16 protein-coding genes and 1 tRNA gene are annotated in these 15,251 nt (G+C 46.4%); 4 read left to right on the top strand and 13 right to left on the bottom strand.

What is annotated here, in order from left to right:
* Positions 1 to 71 precede the first annotated feature (71 nt).
* The 3 genes from AC8GFU_RS02585 to AC8GFU_RS02575 form a co-directional block, all read right to left on the bottom strand.
* Positions 72 to 2,918: a vitamin B12-dependent ribonucleotide reductase gene (locus tag AC8GFU_RS02585; RefSeq protein ID WP_506626943.1), complete on the bottom strand. Its 2,847-nt coding sequence runs from the start codon at positions 2,916 to 2,918 to the stop codon at positions 72 to 74.
* A 17-nt stretch (positions 2,919 to 2,935) separates the two neighbouring features.
* Positions 2,936 to 3,472 carry a transcriptional regulator NrdR gene (gene nrdR, locus AC8GFU_RS02580; RefSeq protein ID WP_506626942.1) on the bottom strand — a complete coding sequence of 179 codons (537 nt, stop codon included), beginning with the start codon at positions 3,470 to 3,472 and terminating at the stop codon, positions 2,936 to 2,938.
* Positions 3,473 to 3,675: 203 nt separating this feature from the next.
* On the bottom strand, positions 3,676 to 4,047 hold the full coding sequence (locus AC8GFU_RS02575) for a LysM peptidoglycan-binding domain-containing protein (RefSeq protein ID WP_506626941.1): 372 nt from the start codon (positions 4,045 to 4,047) through the stop codon (positions 3,676 to 3,678).
* A 144-nt stretch (positions 4,048 to 4,191) separates the two neighbouring features.
* Here AC8GFU_RS02575 and lexA point away from each other — a divergent pair, with 144 nt between their 5' ends.
* The gene (gene lexA / locus AC8GFU_RS02570; RefSeq protein ID WP_506626940.1) at positions 4,192 to 4,857 is read left to right on the top strand and encodes a transcriptional repressor LexA; all 666 of its coding nucleotides are present in this window, start codon (positions 4,192 to 4,194) and stop codon (positions 4,855 to 4,857) included.
* Here the strand turns inward: lexA and AC8GFU_RS02565 are convergent.
* Positions 4,854 to 6,470: a hypothetical protein gene (locus AC8GFU_RS02565; RefSeq protein ID WP_506626939.1), complete on the bottom strand. Its 1,617-nt coding sequence runs from the start codon at positions 6,468 to 6,470 to the stop codon at positions 4,854 to 4,856. The two genes, lexA and AC8GFU_RS02565, sit on opposite strands and share 4 nt — an antisense overlap.
* 85 nt (positions 6,471 to 6,555) lie before the next feature.
* A complete protein-coding gene (locus AC8GFU_RS02560; protein WP_506626938.1) occupies positions 6,556 to 7,722 on the bottom strand; it encodes a fibronectin type III domain-containing protein in 1,167 nt (388 codons plus the stop codon).
* A gap of 89 nt (positions 7,723 to 7,811) precedes the next feature.
* Between AC8GFU_RS02560 and AC8GFU_RS02555 the strand changes: the two genes are divergently transcribed.
* The gene (locus AC8GFU_RS02555; RefSeq protein ID WP_506626937.1) at positions 7,812 to 8,366 is read left to right on the top strand and encodes a DUF4287 domain-containing protein; all 555 of its coding nucleotides are present in this window, start codon (positions 7,812 to 7,814) and stop codon (positions 8,364 to 8,366) included.
* A 26-nt stretch (positions 8,367 to 8,392) separates the two neighbouring features.
* Entirely contained in the window at positions 8,393 to 9,865 is a 1,473-nt protein-coding gene (locus AC8GFU_RS02550) for a cryptochrome/photolyase family protein (protein WP_506626936.1), read from the top strand.
* A gap of 41 nt (positions 9,866 to 9,906) precedes the next feature.
* Here the strand turns inward: AC8GFU_RS02550 and AC8GFU_RS02545 are convergent.
* From AC8GFU_RS02545 to AC8GFU_RS02530, 4 genes are all read right to left on the bottom strand, one after another.
* Positions 9,907 to 9,979 (bottom strand) — tRNA-Ala (locus tag AC8GFU_RS02545).
* Between the two features lie 184 nt (positions 9,980 to 10,163).
* On the bottom strand, positions 10,164 to 10,712 hold the full coding sequence (locus tag AC8GFU_RS02540) for a cysteine hydrolase family protein (RefSeq protein WP_506626935.1): 549 nt from the start codon (positions 10,710 to 10,712) through the stop codon (positions 10,164 to 10,166).
* A 19-nt stretch (positions 10,713 to 10,731) separates the two neighbouring features.
* The gene (locus AC8GFU_RS02535) at positions 10,732 to 11,256 is read right to left on the bottom strand and encodes an SOUL family heme-binding protein (RefSeq protein WP_506626934.1); all 525 of its coding nucleotides are present in this window, start codon (positions 11,254 to 11,256) and stop codon (positions 10,732 to 10,734) included.
* Positions 11,253 to 11,660, bottom strand: a complete 408-nt coding sequence (locus AC8GFU_RS02530) for a DoxX family protein (RefSeq protein ID WP_506626933.1) — start codon at positions 11,658 to 11,660, stop codon at positions 11,253 to 11,255. Before AC8GFU_RS02530 ends, AC8GFU_RS02535 begins: the two co-directional genes overlap by 4 nt.
* A 29-nt stretch (positions 11,661 to 11,689) precedes the next feature.
* On the opposite strand from AC8GFU_RS02530, the gene AC8GFU_RS02525 reads away from it, so the two are divergent.
* Positions 11,690 to 11,944, top strand: coding sequence for a DUF2087 domain-containing protein (locus AC8GFU_RS02525; protein WP_506626932.1), 255 nt, complete (start codon positions 11,690 to 11,692; stop codon positions 11,942 to 11,944).
* Here the strand turns inward: AC8GFU_RS02525 and AC8GFU_RS02520 are convergent.
* The 4 genes from AC8GFU_RS02520 to AC8GFU_RS02505 all read right to left on the bottom strand — a co-directional run bounded on the left by AC8GFU_RS02520 (position 11,931) and on the right by AC8GFU_RS02505 (position 15,130).
* The gene (locus AC8GFU_RS02520; protein WP_506626931.1) at positions 11,931 to 12,458 is read right to left on the bottom strand and encodes a hypothetical protein; all 528 of its coding nucleotides are present in this window, start codon (positions 12,456 to 12,458) and stop codon (positions 11,931 to 11,933) included. The two genes, AC8GFU_RS02525 and AC8GFU_RS02520, sit on opposite strands and share 14 nt — an antisense overlap.
* A gap of 102 nt (positions 12,459 to 12,560) precedes the next feature.
* Entirely contained in the window at positions 12,561 to 13,337 is a 777-nt protein-coding gene (locus AC8GFU_RS02515) for an LlaMI family restriction endonuclease (RefSeq protein ID WP_506626930.1), read from the bottom strand.
* 61 nt (positions 13,338 to 13,398) lie between these two features.
* Positions 13,399 to 14,373, bottom strand: coding sequence for a DNA cytosine methyltransferase (locus AC8GFU_RS02510; RefSeq protein ID WP_506626929.1), 975 nt, complete (start codon positions 14,371 to 14,373; stop codon positions 13,399 to 13,401).
* Positions 14,374 to 14,458: 85 nt separating this feature from the next.
* On the bottom strand, positions 14,459 to 15,130 hold the full coding sequence (locus AC8GFU_RS02505) for an 8-oxoguanine DNA glycosylase OGG fold protein (protein WP_506626928.1): 672 nt from the start codon (positions 15,128 to 15,130) through the stop codon (positions 14,459 to 14,461).
* Positions 15,131 to 15,251: the final 121 nt, after the last annotated feature.

Genomic DNA, 15,251 nt, shown 5'->3' with positions numbered 1-15,251 from the left:
ACAGTAAAAAACCCCGCCAATCGCAATGATTGACGGGGTTTTAAACGGGGTTGGTTAAAGCAATTTACTTCTTAGCTGCAACCAGATGTGTTTCCGCAACCTTCGCATACGAAACATGCACCTGACATACGCATCTTCACTCCACATGTCATACATAGTGGTGCATCAGATTTGATTCCCATTGATTCAAGTAGATCAGATGAAGATCCGATTGTTTGAGCAACTGGTGCTGCTTCAATCTTCACATCTGCTGGCTTACTTGGAGCAGCTACAGGAGCCGCCACAGCAACCGGAGCTGTCTGTGCTTTTGGGGTATCGGTTTCCTTTGCGATCTCTACGTACTCGCCGCCATTGTCTAGCGCTGCTGCACGCTCTGCTGATGTGTATAGACCCATCGCTGAACGTGAATCAAATGGCAAGTAATCAAGTGCAAGACGACGGAAGATGTAATCCATCATTGACTGCGCCATACGAATATCTTGGTCATCAGTCATACCTGCTGGCTCGAAGCGCAAGTTTGTGAACTTCTCTACAAATGTCTCTAGTGGAACTCCGTACTGAAGTCCGATAGATACTGCGATTGAGAACGCGTCCATTACACCGGCAAGAGTTGAGCCCTGCTTGCCAAGCTTCAGGAACACTTCACCAAGTGCACCATCTGCGTAAGCACCAGCGGTCATGTAACCCTCTGCGCCACCTACTGAGAATGATGTTGTTGTTGCTGGACGTGACTTTGGAAGACGCTTGCGAACTGGAGTTGCTGCAATCTCTTCAACTTCAACAACCTTCTTCTTCGCCTTTCCATCAGACAAAGGCTGACCAACCTTGCAGTTGTCACGGTAAACCGCGAGCGCCTTAAGTCCTAGCTTCCATCCCTGGAAGTACACATCTTCAACCTCTTCAACAGTTGCATCCTCTGGAAGGTTAACTGTCTTTGAGATCGCACCTGAAAGGAATGGCTGGCATGCAGCCATCATGCGTACGTGACCCATTGGAGCGATTGAACGTGCGCCAAGTGCGCAATCAAATACGTCGTAGTGCTCGAGCTTTAGCCCTGGAGCATCAATAACGTGTCCGTTTGCTGCGATGAACTCAACGATCGCTTCGATTGTCTCTTCTGCATATCCAAGCTTGCGAAGTGCTGCTGGGACTGTCTGGTTAACGATCTGCATAGATCCGCCACCGACAAGCTTCTTGAACTTAACCAATGAGAAGTCAGGCTCGATACCAGTTGTATCGCAATCCATCATCAAACCGATTGTTCCTGTTGGAGCAAGAACTGAGATCTGCGCGTTGCGCCATCCGTTCTTGTCACCTGTTGAAAGACATGCATCCCACGCCTTGTTTGCTTCTGTCCATACATCGCGGTCAAGAGTTGTCTCTGACTTTGCAGATGATGATGCAGATGCATGCTTGCGCATAACACGTGCGTGTGGCTTAGCGTTTTGTGCAAAGCCTGCGTATGGTCCAACGATTCCAGCTAATTCTGCTGAACGCTTGTATGTAATACCTGACATCAATGATGTGATCGCACCAGCAAGAGCGCGTCCACCTTCTGAGTCGTATGCAAGACCTGATGCCATAAGAAGTGCACCCAGGTTTGCGTATCCGATACCTAGCTGACGGTAAGCCTTTGTTGTGTCACCGATCGCCTCTGTTGGGAAATCAGCGAAGCAGATTGAAATGTCCATCGCAGTGATGATCATTTCTGCAGCCTTACCAAATGTCTTTGCATCAAATGAACCATCAGCCTTGAGGAACTTCATCAAGTTAAGTGAAGCCAAGTTACATGATGAGTTATCAAGTGACATGTACTCAGAGCAAGGGTTTGACGCATTGATGCGACCTGTCTCTGGGTTTGTGTGCCAATCATTGATTGTGTCGTCGTACTGAATTCCTGGATCAGCACATGCCCATGCAGCTTCAGCCATCTTTGTGAATAGCTTGCGTGCATCGATTGTCTCGATAACTTCGCCAGTTGCGCGTGCTGTTAATCCGAACTGCTCGCCCTTTTCAACTGCGCGCATGAAATCATCTGATACACGAACTGAGTTGTTTGCGTTCTGGTACTGAACAGAGATGATGTCTTTTCCACCTAGGTCCATGTCGAAGCCAGCATCGCGAAGTGCGCGAATTTTGTCCTCTTCCTTAACCTTAGTTTCAATGAACTCTTCGATATCTGGGTGAGAAACATCGAGAACAACCATCTTTGCAGCGCGACGGGTTGCGCCTCCTGATTTGATTGTTCCTGCAGATGCATCAGCACCGCGCATGAATGACACTGGACCTGATGCAGTTCCACCAGACTTTAGAAGCTCCTTTGAAGAACGGATGCGAGACAGGTTAAGTCCTGCTCCTGATCCGCCCTTGAAGATCATTCCTTCTTCGCGGTACCAGTTAAGAATGCTGTCCATAGTGTCATCAACTGACAAGATGAAACATGCTGAAACCTGCTGTGGTTCCTGTGTTCCAACGTTGAACCACACTGGTGAGTTGAATGAGAAGATCTGGTGCATAAGCATGTATGTCAGCTCGTGCTCGAAGATTTCGGCATCCTTATCGGTTGCAAAGTAACCGTGCTCTTTTCCAGCCTTTGTGTATGTAAGTACAACGCGATCGATTACCTGCTTCAAAGACCACTCGCGGTTTTCAGCACCTAGTGCTCCACGGAAGTACTTTGTTGTAACGATTGTTGATGCGTTTACTGACCAAGTATCTGGATACTCAACTCCGCGTTGCTCAAAAACAGTCTCGCCCGTTTTCCAATTCTGCTGCACCACATCGCGACGTTCCCACTTAGCTTCTTCGTATGGGTGTACGCCTTCCTTTGTGTAGATGCGTTCGATGGTCAAGCCCTTACCCTTAAGGGTGTTGTGAGCCTTGATCTTCGCTGGTCGGTTGATGACCGTCTCTGACATGTGTATTTCCCCGTCTTCTATTTATGAATTAATTTTTGTGGTGCGTTTTGAGATGCGTTATTACTTTGTTCTTTGTTCTTTGATTCTGAAGCAATTGGGGAATTGCTTGAAGGCAGAGCGCGGAGAAGAGCGATCTCACCTTCGAAATCTTCAAGGGAGGCAAAGTTACGGTACACAGAGGCATAACGTAAGTAAGCAACCTCATCGAGCTCTCGGAGTGGCGCAAGGATTGCCATGCCCACATCTTGTGCTTCGATCTCTGCCTGACCTGTGCGGCGAAGGGTCTCTTCTACGCGCTGAGCAAGCAAAACTAAATCGTCCTCGTTGACGGGACGTCCCTGGCAGGCTTTACGAACGCCAACCAAGACCTTCTCGCGGCTGAATGGCTCTGTGGCCCCGCTGCGCTTAATAATGTTAAGAAGTGAGAGCTCCTGAGTTGAGAATCGCTGGCCGCACTGGGGGCACTCGCGACGACGGCGGATTGCTGTGCCATCTTCAACGGGACGAGAGTCCACAACGCGTGAATCTTCATTGCGACAGAATGGGCAATTCATCTCGGCGTGTCCTCCAATCAATGCTCGATATTTATAACTTCGGGTGTAAAGGGCTTTTTGGGCCGGATTGCGAAACTTACCGTAAAACCACTACTTATGGAAGTTTTTCTCCGACTGACCCCTACATCTTGTGTTAACTATAAAGCATTTCTTGAGACTCTGCCTGTTGAGTATGCATTTACCCCGCTATGAGCGTGTCGCAGTTACTTCACAGGGATACGAAGCTTCTGACCTGCCTGTAGATCTACACCCTTGAGGTTGTTTGCCTCGCGAATATCGTTAACCAAACCCTGCACATCCCCCGATGCATACGCTGCTGCTACAGACCACAGGGTCTCGCCAGGGGCTACAACCACGATCTCGTATGAAGGCGCTGTGCTTGCCTCGACCTGTCCGGCCCCGGACTGAGAAGCAAAGCCAGCTGCCATCACAACGGTCAGCGAGAGAACAAAGAGAGTACGAGCTAGACGACCACGGCGATTCAATCGACCGGACGGATTGGCTGAAAAGCCTTGATTTACAATGCTTTTTCCACTTGTTGTTGAACCAAATGAATTGATTGTTAGTGCGCTCATTGTCTTTTCTCCTGCTGTCTTACCTTGGGGAAGGTGTTCGAACAACTGTTCGAATAAGACAATTAAACACCCCACCACTGACAAGTGCAACATTTTTTCGAACAGGTGTTTGAATTTTTTCCCAAGCTGTGTCACTCTTTACTCATGGCAAAAGTAACTGAACTTCCCGATAGCCCAGAAGGTCCACACGGCCTTACAGCCCGCCAGCTCAAGATCCTTGGCGCGATCAAGGATGCCCTTGAGACCAACGGCTATCCCCCTTCAATGCGCGAGATCGGCGTCGTAGCCGGCCTGACCTCCCCAGCCTCGGTCAAGTACCAGCTGGAAGCCCTTGAAAAGAAGGGCTTTATCCGCCGCGACCCAACCCGTGGCCGCGCACTCGAAGTTTTGATGCCCGATGAAAAGACAGCTGAGAACTCAACACCAGTTGATGCAACTCGCTACATCCCTCTTGTTGGTCGCATCGCAGCAGGTGGGCCAATCACCGCAGAACAATCAGTTGAAGAGACCTTCCCACTTCCAGAATCACTTGTTGGAAGCGGCGAACTATTTATGCTGAAGGTCGTTGGTGAATCAATGATTAACGCAGCTATCTGCGATGGCGATTACGTAGTTATTCGTTCACAAAAGGATTGCAACAACGGCGAAATCGTTGCTGCGATGATCGATGGAGAAGCAACTGTAAAAACTTTCTCACGCAAGAACGGCCACATCTGGTTGCTTCCTGCCAATGATGATTTTGCACCAATCGATGGCGACAACTGCGAGATCTTAGGAAAAGTTACAGCGGTCCTTCGCTCAGTTCGTTAGTTCTTACTAATCTGAATTGTGTCGTTGTCCCCTGATTTAACTAACTTCACTGTCACTCCGTCAAAGGTAAAGCTTTCACCTTCGTATAGGAAGTAGTTCATCGTGAAGCGAGGAGATACTCCGTAGCTTTCACCGGTTTGCCAATTGAACCACTCGGCCATGTACTGCGAATGTCTCAATGGGAATTCAATGTAATTAGCTACTCGGGTATACAAAATACCTTTGCCATCATCTTTACCTGCGTATTCGCCAGTGCGGTCGGTGGCATAACGTGTATCGACGATGTACGCAGTCAATCCATAAGTCCCAGCATTGAATTTGCCCCACTTATCTTTCCGATGTGATTCAACAACAAGTGTTCGTGATGGCGTCAGATTAATCATGGCCGCTCGCACGCCTTCTTGCTCTCTTTCCAAGGGCACGAGTGTGACTTCAGAACTAGAGAGAGTTTTTAGATCGCTGCACCAAATATCTTCAGGATTGGTCCAGCCAAGAACCATCTGATCCCAAGAAATAATGCTTTGGCCGGGGCCAGGAGTACCTGTCGATATACCTAGATAAACCGGGTATGCAGGAGCATGCTGCTGAATTCCCCAAACATGGTGCAAGAGTTCGTGAGTTAACCAAAACCATAACTCATGAGGCTGAAAGTAAATCTGCAGCCCTGTCGCATAAGTTCCTAGTCGAAGCTTGCCTTTATTAGTTTGGATGTAGTCGACTCGCGTTGTCTCAGTCTGGAATGTCTTTAGATCTTTGGGGAAAATCAAAAAAACTACATCAACAGTTGAGTAATCAAAAATATTCTCTGAATCTTTTAATAACAATTCCATGGCAGCTTTGGAGTTTGGTTTTCCATGTCCCAAACTCTCTTCATATGCACCCGAGGGCTGAGAGGCCCTGATCCAGCGCTCTGAAGTCTCAACTTCAATACTCTTTTTTCCATTTGAGTACCACTTAACCCACTCTTTAAATTTCGTAATGTCCTGCGAATAGATTGAAGCTGGATTACCTGTTGCCGGATGGTCGGAAAAGTCGAATGGAATAAATAAGACTTTCAATTTTTCTTTTTTCACTACCCCATCCCATGTAATTGGATAGGCGATTGCATATGGATCCGAAGGCGAAATGGAGGCTCTTTGATCTGATACTCGGCAGGTTGCAAGTGGAAGTGGCGAAGTTTGAGGTGCTAAATCACTTACTGAATTGGATAGCTGGAAATACTTCTTTTGATTATTAGCCACTTCGCGACACTCAAGGTAACCCTGGGCATTGTTCAAGGAATCACCAACAACCGAACATGGATCGCCGGCCATAAGAGGCTTTGGCTCGGGCGTTTTTGTTGGAGTCGGTGTTGGAGTCGGTGTTGGAGTTGCAGAAGGCGAAGGCGTAGCTGTCGGAGTTGCAGAAGGAACTGGCGCAGGCACTGCAACACCTTTATTCCACACAAGCTTCTTACCGCTCTTAATACAGGTGTATTTCTTTCCGCCAGCAGTAATTGTTTGCCCAACAGTCTTACAAGCGCTGCCAGCTTTTGGAGCCGTTGCTGCCTGAGCCATGGTCGCTACGAGTGCTAAAGAAAGAAGTACTGGTAGGGCGCGCATGGCTTTTCTCATGCCAAAACCTTAAGTAACTAATTCATCAAAGACAATCACCTGACCACACACAATTAAGCGATTAGTTCTCCGAACACGCTAACTCTTAAGGAATGATTGTGAACTTGCTGGTTGCTACACCTGATGGAAGCCAGATGTAATCTCCACCAACTGAACCATTCAAAACACATTCACCAGGTGCCACAAACTTCACCCAGCGTCCATCAATGCGACATACAGCAGGTGTTGTTGAAGTGATTGTTGGTTCGATCGTAAAGCCCAATGTAGGAGTCTTCGATGATGCGTAGAAGTACGCAAACCAGTTGTTTCCGCCGGTTGCGGCCCACTCCTTCATCGAATAGGTCTTGGACCATCCACCAAAGGAAACGCTCTGGGCAAACTTTGTTGCAAGTGGTGCAGAAACCATCTGAGTAGCTGTTGGAACGATCTTTGGATACTTGGCAGGGTCAACAACTGTTTTTCCGCAAACATTTCCAGTCTTGGTAAATGTTGCACCAGTTGACGCTGCATTTCCGCCATCTAATACCGCGTTCCAGCAAGTTGTTGTGGCACTGCCACCACTGATAACTCGTGGTGGGCGAAGCTTGCTCACACCGGTTGGCCCTGTTGTTGAAATATAGGTCCACTTATCCGCTGAATTACATCCATAAGCGTTACATGATGCAACGTTGATGACATATAAAGTACTTGGCGCTAGACCTGTTACTGAAACATTGGTCTTTGTCACAACGCTGTTGAAAACGGCAATTGTTGGGTCGCCCATTGAATTAGAGGTCCACACATTAACTTTGTATCCATACAGCGGCGCTCCGCCATCATTGGGATCTGGAATCCATGCGATATCCATTGATGTGTCACTTGTTATCTTCGCCAATGGAATCTGTGGCGCGTAAGGAATCGACGCATACTTCACCGCATTGGATGCAGCAGATCCAGGTCCACTTCCAGCAGCGGTATTTGCAATCACTGTGAATGAATACGTATTTACATAACCCAACTTCGCAATTGGGAAAACACATTTATTTGTTAAACCACCATTAGCTGCACATGTAATCCCGCCAGGGTTTGCAGTAACTGTGTATCCGGTAATTCCCTTTGTATCTGCAGGCACTGTCCAGCCCACCATGTACCCAAGATCAACGCGCACGAATGCGCTAACCCCTGTCACAACTCGAGTTTCAGCGGCCTGTGCCGGCGCGAAACCAAGGACAGATGCAATCAATGCAACAACAGCTACCAGGCGGATCTTCATGGGGAACTCCTTAACTCGGTACATAAATTGTAATTTCCAACCCCTGACAAACTGTGTTTCAACATCCACATGTCCATTAACCTTGACCAGTGACGACCAAAGACTCATCCCGCGAAGCCCACTTCCCCGCTATCGAAAAGCGATACGGCGAAAAGATGGCCTACTGGTTCAAGGTCATGGCAAAGCTTGAAGGCAAGAAGTACCCAGAACAAGTCGCACACCTGCGCGAGAACTACGGTTTTTCTCAAGCCCACGCCAACGCACTTGTTATGTATAGCCGCGGTTCTGAATCATCAAAGCGTTTCAATACGCCGACCGAGTTTTACAAATCAATCCCAGCGCCACAAGCAAAGACAATCAAGGCGATCTTCAAAGCGATTACAACTAAGTACCCTCAACTGGAATTAGTAATCGCCTGGAACCAGCCAATGGTCAAACTCGATAAGCACTACATTTTCGGAGCCTCTGCTTCAACTAAGCACGTGTTGATCGCCCCATGGGATCAAGATGTGCTTCACCAATTCGCACCTAAGTTCAAAGAGGGCAATGCGCTCAAGAAAACAATTCAGCTTCCTATTGATTGGGAAGTTGATGCAAAGTTGATTCAATCCCTGATCAAGGCATCACTTTCCAACCTGAAGTAATTCACCACAGCACTTACGATTAACCCATGCAGCGGTTGATCTATATCCCCTTTGATCACCTGCACCGCAAGTACGGCGCCCTCAAAGATGCCGACCCAAAGCAGGATGTGATCGTCCTGGTCGAAAGTGCTCGCATGACCACGGGGCGTAACTGGCACAAAGAACGCCTTCTCTTTTTAATCTCGAGCGCACGCCACTTTGCGCAGTCCTTAGAACAAGAAGGTTTCACCGTTGAATACATCAAGGCACCAACCACTATTGACGGCCTAACAACAATTCAGAAGAAGTACAAGCAACTTCCCATCACCTGCGCCGAGCCATCTTCATTCACGCAGTACGAACAGCTAAAAAACTTCGGTGCCATCTTTGTTCCCAATGATTTCTTTTTAACTCCACGCGACCTGTTTGCCCAATGGGCAGGTGCGCAAAAGAGTTTCTTGATGGAAACCTTTTATCGTGCACAACGCATCCGGTTAGGAATCCTAACCGAGGGCAATAAACCTGTTGGAGGCGCCTGGAACTTTGATAAAGAAAACCGACTGCCTCCCCCAAAGAAGTATGAAGGCCCTGCATATCTAGAACACAAACGCGATGAGATCGATCTAGAGGTTGCACAAGAACTTGGCCACACACCCACAACTACCTGGGCCACAACCCGCAAGGGCGCACTTGCCCAATTAAAAAACTTTATCGATAACCACTTTGCCGAATTTGGTCCGCTAGAAGATGCGATGACAACTGACAACTGGGCACTTCACCACAGTCTGCTATCCCCTTACATCAACAACAACCTGTTGCATCCATCAGAAGTCATTCACGCAGCGGTTAAAGCATTTAACGATGGCAAAGTCCCCATCGAATCTGCCGAAGGTTTCATCCGCCAAATCATCGGTTGGCGTGAATATGTAAACGGTATGTACTGGTTCTTGGGCCCTGAATACCGCAACAACAATCAGCTAAACGCAACCAGAAAACTACTGCCACTTTTTTCTGATCCTTCGAAAACAGAAATGAACTGCATCAAGCAAACAGTTACAGATATCAATGATCGCGCCTGGGTTCACCACATCCCGCGCCTGATGCTGCTTTCCAACCTTGCCTTAGTCACCGGCACCAACCCACAACAATTTCTAGATTGGATGCGCGAAGTATTTATCGATGCATCTGAATGGGTAATGGTTCCGAACGTGATTGGCATGGGCGTTCACGCAGATGGCGGACAGATGATGACAAAGCCCTATGCAGCAGGTGGTGCTTACATTTCTCGAATGTCTAACTACTGCAAGCCTTGCCAATACAACCCAAAACTTCGCACCGGTGAAACAGCTTGCCCATTTACAACCTTGTACTGGGACTTCTTAGATCGTCACAAAGAAACTTTTGCGAAGAACCATCGCATGAGCCAACAGGTCTTTGGATTAAAACGTTTATCTGATCTACCTGAATTAAAGGAACGCGCACAAGAGGTTCTAGAAGGTTTAGAGCGCGGCGAAATATAGAAGTGGCCCTGCGCAAAAGTTACGCAGAGCCACCAAGGTTGTGCCCCCGACAGGATTTGAACCTGCAACCTCTGCCCTGCGACGGGAGTGCTCTATCCGTTGAGCTACGAGGGCACAACGGAAAAATAGAGACTTGAAGTCTTTCAGAATTTTTGTTGCATTTTTTGGTGGATAACTTTTTTCCTTAACAGCCTGGTGCTATTCTTTTTACACCCTGCGATGGAAGTGCATTAATATCTGTTGAACTAGAAACAAAAGCCCCGCAAACTATTGCGGGGCTTTTGCTTTGTCTAATAACTTAATTAAAAAGCTCGGACACCGTTACTGCGTTAGCTGAGCGACCAGGTAGCTCTTCACCGCTAAATGATGCGTTTAAGTCGCGAACCAATACCTCAGCCGGAACAATTGCCCCACCTGATGTGTAATCAGTTGTTGTGTGCGCATCCTTAATCAAGGTCACGTCATAGCCGCGATCTAACGCTCCATGGCTGGTAAAACGCACACAGTTATTTGTCTGTGCTCCGCTGACATAGATATGCCCAACATCTAGGCCCTTTAAAACACTCTCTAAATCAGTTGCCTCAAAGGAGTTGCGATACAACTTGCCGACCTTCGCCTCCCCTGCTTCAGGATTTAACTCAGGAACAATCTGCCAATCATCGGAACCAATCGGCATCCATTCATCTGAATGCTGCACCCACACCACTGGCACACCAGCAGTACGTGCTTTATCCACGGCAATATTGATATTGGCCACTACCTGGTCCTTGTTGTACGCACCATCTACAACTTGATTCTGAACATCAATTACAAGCAGTGCCGACTTTGTGCGCCCCAGTGTTGTCATGCAGAAAGTATAACTTCGTCTATAAGAAAGCTGGAATAACTATCTCGTTGTACTGCATAAACCCTGGCTTCATGGGCGGATCAAAGCGACAGATTCTGGTCTCATCTGACAAGTTAATGTTTTCTCTAGCAGCTGCCATTCGTAATTCAGCAACTTGCTTCTGCGCCGCTCCTTGATTAGCCCGACCACGAAATGATGTTGCAACACAGATCTCTGTGTCCAAATCTCTCAAAACCACCCGCGGGTCATTGGGATCAGGCAGATCACTAAAGGTGCTACCTGCTGGCATTACAAAGGAAACACTCCATTGATTGACATCGATTGTTGTGTCCTGAGTTGCTGCAATTACAGGCGCAGTCATAGCAATTTTCTCTGCTCGGCTATTTCCTTGAGCTATATATGAAAAGAGTGATCGAAAAGCGATGCTCCCTGCCGATGAGTAATCAGCTGAAACCTTTACCTCGGCAAGCACACACGGTAAGTACTGACGTAACTCAAAATCCCCAAACTTCTTAAGAACTGTGAACTCTTGCCGCTGTGTCATGGTTTAAGCCTACCGCGCCAACTTTTCCAGGCCCCAGTACTTCCCAACGCCCACATCACCAACAACGGCTGGAAGAACAACCGCACCAACCGCTTGGTATCTGTATCCAATCCAAATGCATCAACGTGATTTACATACTGAGAGATATTTCCCCAGAACACCGCCACAAAGAAGGCTGCCACCAACCACCCGATTTGCACTCGGTACTTCCACAGCGCAATCAACCCAATACCCAGGGCGATCTCTACAACCCCAGATGCCAACACAACAAAGTCTGCGTAATCTGCAAACACACTCGGAACCTGCGCCCGAAACTCCACGCGACTAGTCGTTAAGTGCCCAACACCTGCATACGCCAAGGCAGAGCCCAACACCATCTGCGGAATACGCGCAATTAGCTTCATTGCGCAAACATACCTTTTACACTCCGGATATGACCGAGCAGATCGACCAGTTCTTCAACCCCGATGGCACATTAATCTCCATCCCCGTTAAACCCGCCAAGAAGATCGCAGTCCTGCACCGCATTGCTCAAGATCTATCCCCGACCGCCAAATATCCCGAGAAGGAACTCAACGCGATTATCGCCAAGTACCACGATGACACCGCAGCTATCAGGCGTTACATGATTGAGTATGGGATTTTAGAGAGGGATAGTGAGAGTGTTTATTGGCTCAATAACCAATAATTAAAACTCCATCCAATGGAACCTGAAGCCTCCCGGAGGAATATAAAGTATCCATGAATGTGGAAACGATCTCAAAATCATTAGATGGCGTTTTGAGTGAAGCAGGTTTATATGCTTTACAAACAGCAATAACTAAATATTTTGCATCTTGAATGACGCAAGCCTCAAAAAAGTCCTTCAAGAACTGATGATTGATAACAGCTCTACCTGCCTCAACTTCAATGATTGTTCCTGTCGATTCTTGCCACGCGTCAACTTCAAATGCTTTGTCAATTGAACCATCCCGCCCATATAGGACAGGTCTATGAATCTTTTCCGCACGCGACTTTCCTCGCTCGACTTTGTAGTTCAATTCCTCTAAGAAATCTGCCACCTTTTCTAAAACTTCATTACTCGATAGTTGATGTTTGGGCGTAGCAATTTCATGAGCTGCATTCTCAAAAGCGATGACAGTTTGCTTAAGGTGCTCAGGTGCGGACGCAAACCTGGGGAAATATTGCCACTTGATCTCCATTTTTGAAGCTTACGCAGAGTAATATCAGAAAGCTAGCTTATTTGTGGCTTTTGTCGAGAACTCTTCTACCTCTCTATTTTAAACTTGAGAGCGAAGAATGCGTTATTCCTTCAATAACTCCCACACCCGATGGCTTGCGCGCCATGTCATGTATGGGCGTGGATTTCCATCATACATTCCACAATCACAAAACACTTCACCTGTTTTCACTAAGGAAAGAAAGTTTTCATAGTTAATTGGACGCCCAAATTGGATTTCAGAATATGCTCCTGTTGAATCTTTAAGGCACTTGAACCAGCCAAGTTGATTAAACTTTCTTTCAAGTCTTAATCTCAACTTTTCATGCGTCCATTTTGCGAGAATTATCTCGCCCTTCTTGTATTTTGAAGGAACAATAGACACTTTAGACTCACGATGATCAAAATCGTAATCATAGGTGGCCTCTATATTCCCAACATCATCTACCCGCATGAGCTGCCCAAACTTATTCACTCCTTTAACTGTCGGGAAAACTTCACCTGACCATGAGAATCGTCCGTTTTTACGTGATTCAGAATGTTTCTTTGGGGTTCCAAATATCTTGAGAAATTCAGACCTGCCTAGCTCCGCCAACACACCACGTGCTGGTGATTTATAGAGTGCTATGTCAGGCGCCCAATCGCCAAAAGTTGTCTTTGGGGAATCCTTCTTCATTTCAAATCCGTTGAAGTCTGGTTCATTTCGACCATTGACCGTGAGACCCATTTTCTTGGTTAACCAATCACCTTCAGCGCCGTCATGGTTTGAATTAAACTCTGATAAATCGGGAATCAATCCTTTAACATTCTTTTGAAAATGCTCTTCGATAAGACTCTTGATCAAATCTCTCTCGAGCTCCATGACAGAAATTTAGCTCATTGAAATGATGAATTCTACAAAAATGACTCGGTGACCATACATTTTATAAGAGACCCAATTGCTTCCATTCGGAAAATGGCACTCTCTTCTCTGGATGCAACAGCAAATCAACCATTTTCTTAGCGATTGCGTGTACCACTGGGACCGCAACAGAGTTTCCAAATTGCTTATAAGCTTGCGCATCACTCACTGGAATAACGAATTTTTCAGGAAAGCCTTGAAGTCTCGCTGCCTCTCGAGGCGTGATTTTGCGTGGGTTTGAATTGACTTGATCAATCAATATTTCCGAACCATCTTTATAGTAACGTGCTGAAATCGTACTTGTATAAGTTGAATCTGAATTGAAAAGGCTATAACCAAAGCCATTACCCTTTGCGCGATGTTCTTTTAGGCGGCGTTTATGTCCCGCCCAAAGCTTATTTGAAATCGTGTACTTTGGATCAACATTCTTTTCTAAGATATCCCCTAGTTTTGTAGCTTTGCATGGTGGATTAGGGAACTGAAATCCAATACTTCCCATCTTCCGTTTATTCAATGCAACTATATAAACACGTTCACGGTTCTGCGGGACACCGAAATCTCTAGCGTTCAATACCTTGAAGAAAACGTTATATCCCAAATCTTCAAGGGTTTCTTTAACGATCTGCAAAGTTCGACCTTTGTCATGTCCGACAAAGCCTTTCACATTCTCCAGCAAAACCATCGAAGGCTTCCGATGATCAATTATCCGAGCGACATCAAAAAACAAAGTTCCTCGCGTATCTTCAAAACCTTTCTTTAATCCTGCCTGCGAAAAAGGCTGACATGGAAACCCACCTATTAAGACATCGTGTTTTGGTACGTCCATGACTTCGACGAGCGTGATATCCCCATGAGGTGTTTCGCCAAAATTCGCAGCATAAGTTATTTGAGCATGCTTATCCCATTCCGAGGAAAAGACACACTCGCCACCAGTCTTTTCAAATGCTACCCGCATGCCGCCAATGCCCGCGAATAAATCTATAAACGTAAAACTCATGCCAATAGTTTAGTGGATTGAACTGACAAATTTACTTATTCGAATTGAGAAAAACAGGTTATTGCCTCATTATGAAGCACTAAAGCTATTTTCCCTTCCATGAAGATTGGCGCGCATACCTGCTTTCAGCATCTCTAAACAGCACGAGTTCAATATCGTCTGGATAGCACTCAAGCTCAATAGAATGTTTCTTCACCCAATCCCAGTATTTTGAGTAGGTTCTAGTATTCCAATTTTCCGAAGATGTTGGAACATCTAAAAAGTCTTTTCTGGCATATTCACCTATCCACATCGCTATTAGAGAATCATAGATCGGAGCGCCTATATCTCTAGGAGTACAAAATGTAATGAACTTAGAACCATAGGATGGCCCTAGTATTTGGATCCGATTACGTCTTAAAAAGTCATATGCCAACTTGGGGTCACCTTTTTGACAAGTTGCAAACACTTGAGTCAAAATTTCTTCGGCATTTTCTTGATTCAGCATTTTGGTTACACGGTAAGGCCCGTAGCCGCGATCCCCATAACCCCAAATCATGACTGATAAGAACTTTTCCCTTACAGAATATTTCTTCGCATCACAAATTCTGCGAACTGCGACTCTGTCTATTTCTGAAGGTAACGCCATAATAAACTTCTTGTCATTAGGAAACGCCTTAATCCAATTATGTTTACTTGGAGTCCAGTCGAAACCTTCTTGCCTCGGTGAACCATTTGCTTGCCATTTTTGAACAAGTTTGACGAGTCGCTTATTCACAATGCCCTTACCATTCCATTCATTCTTTCATTGGCGAATATCTGTTCTACTTTACCCTCGCATTTATGGCTCAATCAAATTTTCGGTTGAGCAGTTCAAATACAATAGGTAAGCATTCCCT

It is taken from the genome of Planktophila warneckei (SeqCode) (assembly GCF_965234675.1).
In the GTDB taxonomy this organism is placed as follows: Bacteria; Actinomycetota; Actinomycetes; order Nanopelagicales; family Nanopelagicaceae; genus Planktophila; species Planktophila warneckei.
The sequence above is the reverse complement of the archived record's forward strand: the minus strand, read 5'-3'. Positions and strand labels throughout refer to the sequence as shown.

Coding starts and splice junctions, on each gene's coding strand:
- AC8GFU_RS02540 (WP_506626935.1), bottom strand. CDS start 10,712: ATGACAACACTGGGGCGCACAAAGTCGGCACTGCTTGTAATTGATGTT.
- AC8GFU_RS02525 (WP_506626932.1), top strand. CDS start 11,690: ATGACCGAGCAGATCGACCAGTTCTTCAACCCCGATGGCACATTAATC.
- AC8GFU_RS02565 (WP_506626939.1), bottom strand. CDS start 6,470: ATGAGAAAAGCCATGCGCGCCCTACCAGTACTTCTTTCTTTAGCACTC.
- AC8GFU_RS02535 (WP_506626934.1), bottom strand. CDS start 11,256: ATGACACAGCGGCAAGAGTTCACAGTTCTTAAGAAGTTTGGGGATTTT.
- nrdR (WP_506626942.1), bottom strand. CDS start 3,472: ATGAATTGCCCATTCTGTCGCAATGAAGATTCACGCGTTGTGGACTCT.
- AC8GFU_RS02560 (WP_506626938.1), bottom strand. CDS start 7,722: ATGAAGATCCGCCTGGTAGCTGTTGTTGCATTGATTGCATCTGTCCTT.
- AC8GFU_RS02510 (WP_506626929.1), bottom strand. CDS start 14,373: ATGAGTTTTACGTTTATAGATTTATTCGCGGGCATTGGCGGCATGCGG.
- lexA (WP_506626940.1), top strand. CDS start 4,192: ATGGCAAAAGTAACTGAACTTCCCGATAGCCCAGAAGGTCCACACGGC.
- AC8GFU_RS02575 (WP_506626941.1), bottom strand. CDS start 4,047: ATGAGCGCACTAACAATCAATTCATTTGGTTCAACAACAAGTGGAAAA.
- AC8GFU_RS02520 (WP_506626931.1), bottom strand. CDS start 12,458: ATGGAGATCAAGTGGCAATATTTCCCCAGGTTTGCGTCCGCACCTGAG.
- AC8GFU_RS02550 (WP_506626936.1), top strand. CDS start 8,393: ATGCAGCGGTTGATCTATATCCCCTTTGATCACCTGCACCGCAAGTAC.
- AC8GFU_RS02585 (WP_506626943.1), bottom strand. CDS start 2,918: ATGTCAGAGACGGTCATCAACCGACCAGCGAAGATCAAGGCTCACAAC.
- AC8GFU_RS02530 (WP_506626933.1), bottom strand. CDS start 11,660: ATGAAGCTAATTGCGCGTATTCCGCAGATGGTGTTGGGCTCTGCCTTG.
- AC8GFU_RS02515 (WP_506626930.1), bottom strand. CDS start 13,337: ATGGAGCTCGAGAGAGATTTGATCAAGAGTCTTATCGAAGAGCATTTT.